This is a genomic window from Psychrilyobacter sp., from assembly GCF_037132775.1.
Taxonomy (GTDB): domain Bacteria; phylum Fusobacteriota; class Fusobacteriia; order Fusobacteriales; family Fusobacteriaceae; genus Psychrilyobacter.
Genome location: NZ_JBAHZY010000127.1, coordinates 1 through 6155 on the forward strand (window position 1 = coordinate 1; position 6155 = coordinate 6155).

General features: G+C 33.3%; 5 protein-coding genes and 1 pseudogene. All 6 read right to left on the reverse strand.

Features of this window, described 5'->3' with window-relative positions; all coding sequences use genetic code 11:
- Positions 1–205 precede the first annotated feature (205 nt).
- Positions 206–1369 (reverse strand): 1-deoxy-D-xylulose-5-phosphate reductoisomerase, encoded by a 1164-nt coding sequence (locus V5784_RS08580; protein WP_336888619.1) that lies wholly within the window; start codon positions 1367–1369, stop codon positions 206–208.
- Between the two features lie 97 nt (positions 1370–1466).
- Positions 1467–2330: a phosphatidate cytidylyltransferase gene (locus V5784_RS08585; protein WP_336888620.1), complete on the reverse strand. Its 864-nt coding sequence runs from the start codon at positions 2328–2330 to the stop codon at positions 1467–1469.
- A complete protein-coding gene (locus tag V5784_RS08590) occupies positions 2320–3006 on the reverse strand; it encodes an isoprenyl transferase (protein ID WP_336888621.1) in 687 nt (228 codons plus the stop codon). The genes V5784_RS08585 and V5784_RS08590 overlap by 11 nt, the downstream gene beginning before the upstream one ends.
- Before the next feature lie 73 nt (positions 3007–3079).
- Positions 3080–3982: a patatin-like phospholipase family protein gene (locus V5784_RS08595; RefSeq protein WP_336888622.1), complete on the reverse strand. Its 903-nt coding sequence runs from the start codon at positions 3980–3982 to the stop codon at positions 3080–3082.
- A complete protein-coding gene (locus V5784_RS08600) occupies positions 3979–4242 on the reverse strand; it encodes an ROK family protein (protein WP_336888623.1) in 264 nt (87 codons plus the stop codon). The genes V5784_RS08595 and V5784_RS08600 overlap by 4 nt, the downstream gene beginning before the upstream one ends.
- Positions 4243–4468: 226 nt before the next feature.
- Positions 4469–6155, reverse strand: a pseudogene (hcp, locus tag V5784_RS08605) (hydroxylamine reductase); the annotation flags it as partial.

A 6155-nucleotide genomic window follows, 5' to 3' on the forward strand; every position in this document is an offset into this window, starting at 1 on the left:
AGATATTCTCTAATTAGCTCTTTTCGTGCTAATTCATCAGGGGATAAATCTTTTCTTCTTTTTCTCATAAAAAAACCTCCAAATTAATGTAATTGTAGTTTACACTAATTTGGAGGTTTACACAAAATATGAGACAGACCCATTAATTTCAACATATCCCTCTCCTATTTTGATCTATACAATTTTTAATTTAATTTCTTATTTCCTATTTATAAGTTTTGATTATTCTTGTAGCTTCTTCTCTTGCCCAACTATCAGCTTTTATCACTGCTTCCAAGGTATCTACTGGGTGCACCTCATGGTTATCCATAGTATTTTTTATAACTTTATAGATCTCTAAAAATTTAATATTTCCATTTATAAATTGATCTACAGCTATCTCATTGGCCGCATTGTAGACCGCCGGCATAGATTGTCCTGTCCTTCCTGCAAGGTATGCATACTCCACACCTTTAAATACCTCATTATCTACCTCATCGAAAGTAAGGTTGGAGATTGTTTTGAAATTTAAACATTCCAAGACCTTGTTAGAAACTCTATCTGGATAGGTAAAAGCATATTGAATAGGTACCTTCATATCCGGCACTCCTAGTTGAGCTATTACAGACATATCCTTAAATTCTACCATTGAATGAATTATACTCTGGGGATGTACCAATACCTCTATATCATCATAGGAAACATTAAAAAGTTGATGTGCCTCTATAACTTCTAAACCTTTGTTACACAGGGTAGATGAATCTATGGTTATTTTTTTTCCCATGGACCAATTTGGATGTTTCAGAGCATCTTCAACCTTTACATTTTTTAGCTCTTCCAATGTTTTCCCTCTGAAAGTCCCTCCACTTGCTGTGATTATTATCTTATTTACCTCATCTTTTTTCCCACCTAAAAGAGATTGGTAGATGGCTGAATGTTCGCTGTCCACTGGAATTATCTCTGCCTTATATTCCTTCAACAGATTATTTATCAGATCTCCTGCTGCTACCATGGTTTCCTTGTTAGCAAGAGCTATCCTCTTCTCTTTTTTTATGGACTCTATCGTTGCCTCGATTCCTACTGCACCACTTACTGCTGTGAGGACTATATCTGCTTCATCTAATCCTCCTAATTTTTTAAGTCCTTCATTTCCCAGGTATACCTCTAAGTCAGGATATCTCCATACTATCTCCTCATATCCCTTCTCTGTTCCAATAGATACATATGCAGGTTTAAACTCCTCTATCTGTTCCATCAATAATTTATGATTATAGTGGGCACTCATAGCGACCACATTAAATTCTGAACTTTTATTTCTAATCACTTCCAGTGCATTAGTTCCAATACTTCCAGTACTTCCTAATATTGTTATATTCTTAATCTTAATCAACCCCTTATTCTGGCATTTTTAACTCTCCTTTTTATTATACAAAAAAAAAGGAGCTTTCGCTCTCTTTTTTTTATTGGATACAATATGATCTTATTTTTTATAAGAAAAATTTAAGGTAATAATACATCAACGGAAATACCCAGATTAAACTATCATATCTGTCTAATATTCCACCATGTCCACCTAATATTTTTCCTGAATCTTTTACACCAAATTCTCTTTTAAATACCGATTCTGCCAAATCACCAATTTGGCCAACCACAGCAATCAATATAGGGACTATTATCAAATGGATCCCCGATATATTCAAATCTTTAAATAGAAATCCTTTTATTAATAGCATAGTTATAACAGTAAATACTATTGATCCCAAAGATCCCTCTATGGATTTTTTAGGGCTTATCTCACAGAGTCCACGAGAAAATAATTTTCTTCCAAATTTCACTCCTACAAGATATGCAAATGTATCCGATATCCATACTAATATTTGGATAGTCATCAGCCATTTACTTCCATTCAGCATATATTTTATAGGAACTATATGGGCAAATAAAAACCCTACATAGAGTACTCCTAGCATTGTATACGCTACATAGTCGCTACTACCTTCTACTTTATTTTGATATATTCTGATAAACATAAGGATAAATATTCCCAAGATGAGAACCATAGTTCCTTTAGACATATCTACATTATATCCTATATTATTTTTTATCAATTTTTTCAACATATTTCCATTTGATAATACACTGGAGTACAAGGCTAAGGGTATTGCTCCTCCAATTATTATCCCGACAACCTTATTTACAACTATCCCTTTAGATTCCATCATTTGATAGATTTCATATATTCCTATTCCTATTAAAAGCACCGTAAATGCCAGAAAACTTTTGTCTCCATATAGATATACGTACACCGTCAGAGGAACTAATATTAAAGCCACCAATATTCTATTTAACATCTTTTACTCCTCCAAATCTTCTGTCTCTACTCTCAAAATTTTCTATTGCTCTATCAAATTCTTTCTCGTCAAAATCTGGCCATAATACATCTGTTACATATATTTCTGAGTAAGCTATCTGCCAAAGTAAAAAATTAGATATCCTAAATTCCCCGCTGGTTCTTATAACTAATTCAGGATCTGGCATATCAGAATAAAGGTAATCTTTAAAATTCTCTTCACTGATATTTTTTTCTCCAGATTCAATTATTTTTTTTATCGCGTCTATTATTTCCGTTCTTCCCCCATAGTTAAAACATATATTAAAGGTAAGTCCGTCATTATCAGCAGTCAATTCTTCTACCTCAGATATAGCAGTTAAAAGTTTAGAAGATATGCCGTCTTTTCTTCCTGTAACTATCAACCTAATGTTATCTCTTAACATATTTTTAGCTTCAGCCTTTAGATATTTTTGAAAAATATCCATAAGAGCATCTACCTCTTTTTGGGGTCTTTTCCAATTTTCTGTGGAAAAAGCATATACCGATAAGTATTTTATCCCTATCTGTCCTGCATGTTCTATTATTACTTTTATCCTTTTAGCACCCTCACGGTGCCCGACAAATCTAGGTAGATGTTTATTTTGAGCCCATCTTCCATTGCCATCCATTATAATTGCTATATGTTTTGGTATCATCTATCTCCCCTTAACTTTAATGCATTCTATTCTTTATATTCTATCATATTCTATCATATTTTCCAATGATGAACTATTCCCTGTCCATAGCTTCCAGAATAGCATTTAAATCTATCATCTTATTTTGAACGCACTTTCTTCCCTCATCGATGGCTTCCCTTGCCCGATAAAATTCTAACAGCTTGATATGGGATAACTTAGGGGAGAGTAGGATATCCGGTGGATCTTCTCCCATACGGCTTTTAGTGATTCTATCCTGAGTAATATTGATTGAACCGGCGATAGCATCAAATAAACCTGGAGGAGATTCATTATTTTCATCTGTGTCAAATATAGAAGGTGTATATTCTCTGACTAAATTATTTATCTTACTCATTACTCCCGATTTTTTTCTAGGAGGAATGGATTTTTTAAAATGTTTTCCTACGATATCACCATTTAAATCTACGGCTATTACTATGTCAGCCCCCAATGCACGACAAGTAGATACCGGCACAGGATTAACCAACCCACCATCTACAAGCCACCTATCATTGGTTTTTATAGCAGGAAATAATCCCGGTAATGAAACTGAAGACCAGACTGCTTCTAAAACCGACCCTTTAGTTAACCATATCTCTTTCCCGGTCTCTAAATCTGTTGCTACAGCCGCATATTGTTTATTAAACTCTTCTATGATTGATTTATCAGCTGCTACATATTTATTTAAAAAATAATGAAGCCTTTGGGTATCGATAAACCCATTCAAAGACATATTTATCTCAAAAAATTTAGCTATCTCAAATTTGGTCAATGAGCATGCCCATTTTTCTAAATTTTCAAGATTATTTGACAGATAAGACGCTCCAACCATTGCCCCTATAGATGTTCCACATACTATATCTGGCTCAATCCCCAGATCAGCTAAAGCCTTTATTATACCTATGTGTGCCCATCCTCGAGAAGATCCACTTCCCAGTGCTAAACCTATCTTCATTTTTTCCACCACCTTACACACTCTTTATGATTTATTACAGGTCTTGGAATACCTATTCTTATTCCATGCATGTTTTTTTTACTTATTTCTTTTTGACCCATTAGGCTCTCTATCGTTGCCCATATTCTTTCCAAGGTCGCTTCCATACCTTTTCCCGAAAATGTCTTTATTGTTTCTTTTATTAAAATTTCACCATTCTTGTCTAAAATCCCTATTTTAGTATTTGTTCCTCCTAAATCCACTCCTGCATAATATTTCAATGTAACTCCTCCTCTATATCTATTAACTCTACTTCCACAATTTTATAGTTATTTTAATTTTTTCAACCTCTTTTCTAAAAGGTTATCATTTTTTTAAAAATAAAACTTTATTTTAAAATTCAATTTTTTAAATAGGTTTTTTATTTCCTGAATTTTAAAAAAAAGATGACTCTGTAGAATACAGAAATCATCCTTTAGAAGCATAAATTATTGCCCCACTCTTTTTTTATAAAAATTTCGCTAAATCACTGTCTACATCACTAATCCCGGCAATGCCAAAATTCTTTACGAGTACATCTGTAACATTTGGAGATAAGAATGCAGGAAGAGTTGGTCCTACATGAACATTTTTGAAACCTAAATGTAGGAGTGCTAACAATACAAGAACTGCTTTTTGCTCATACCATCCAATATTAAATACAATAGGAAGATCATTTATATCATCTAATCCGAAAATTTCTTGTAATTTCATAGCCACAACTGCTAAAGAATAAGAGTCATTACATTGACCAGCATCAAGTACTCTTGGGATTCCACCGATATCTCCTAAATCTAATTTGTTATATCTAAATTTAGCGCATCCAGCAGTTAGAATTACAGTATCCTTTGGTAATTTTTCTGCAAATTCAGTATAATATTTTCTATCTTGCATTCTAGCATCACAACCACCCATAACGAAGAATTTTTTGATTGCACCAGACTTAATTGCTTCAACTATTTTATCAGCTAGAGCCAGTATTTGATTATGAGCAAAACCACCAGTAATAGTACCAGTTTCTATTTCTATAGGAGGAGCACATTTTTTAGCGTGTTCTATAATTGCAGAAAAATCTTTTTTACCATCACTATCTTTAAGGATATGTTTAGCACCTGTTAATCCAGCTGAATTGGTAGTGTATATTCTATCAAGATATTCTGAAGTTTGTCCTCTAGGAGGTACTATACAGTTACTTGTAAATAAAACAGGACCATTAAATGAAACAAATTCTTTAGTTTGATGCCACCAAGAACCACCATAGTTTCCAACTAAATTGTCATATTTTTTAAATGCAGGATAAGAGTTAGCAGGAAGCATTTCAGAATGAGTATATACATCCACTCCAGTTCCCTTTGTTTGCTCTAATAGTTGCTCTAAATCTTTTAAATCGTGTCCAGAGATAAGGATACTTGGATTATTTTTCACACCAATGTTTACTTGTGTTGCCTCAGGATTACCATAGGTACTAGTGTTTGCACCATCAAGAAGTGCCATAGCTTCTACACCATATTTCCCTGTTTCTAAAGTAAGAGCTACCAATTCATCTATGGATAAAGCATCATTATCTAATTCGGCCAATGCTCTGGTCATAAAACTATATATTTCGCAATTTTCTGAACCGAGGTTCATGGCATGTTCAACATAAGCACTCATACCTTTTAGACCATAAGTAATAAGTTCTCTTAAAGATCTAACATCTTCATTTTCAGTTCTAAGCACTCCTACTTTTTCTCCAAATTCAATCATACTTTCTTTAGAAGAAATATTACAGGCATAATCTAAGAGTGAATAACTCTCATTTGGTGTCAAAATTCCTTTCTCATTAAATTCTACATGATCGTCTTCAGAAGTGATATGGCAACTAGGTTTTTAAAACTGAAGATATTTATCTGGTATTTTCAATTCTAATTCTCCAATTTTTGTCACTAATTCTTCCTTATAGGCATGTCCTTTTTTTATTTCAGCCATAATAGCTTCATCATCAAAATTTGAATTGGTGATAGTCATAAATAGAGAGTTTACAACCCATTTATATTTATCTCCTAACACCTCAGTTTTACCTTCCAAAACATTACAGCATGCTGATACACTTTTAGCCATATAGACAAGCAGATCTTGTAATTTAGCTGTTTCGGGAGTTTTTCCACAGACTCCT

Coding starts and splice junctions, on each gene's coding strand:
- V5784_RS08585 (WP_336888620.1), bottom strand. CDS start 2,330: ATGTTAAATAGAATATTGGTGGCTTTAATATTAGTTCCTCTGACGGTG.
- V5784_RS08590 (WP_336888621.1), bottom strand. CDS start 3,006: ATGATACCAAAACATATAGCAATTATAATGGATGGCAATGGAAGATGG.
- V5784_RS08595 (WP_336888622.1), bottom strand. CDS start 3,982: ATGAAGATAGGTTTAGCACTGGGAAGTGGATCTTCTCGAGGATGGGCA.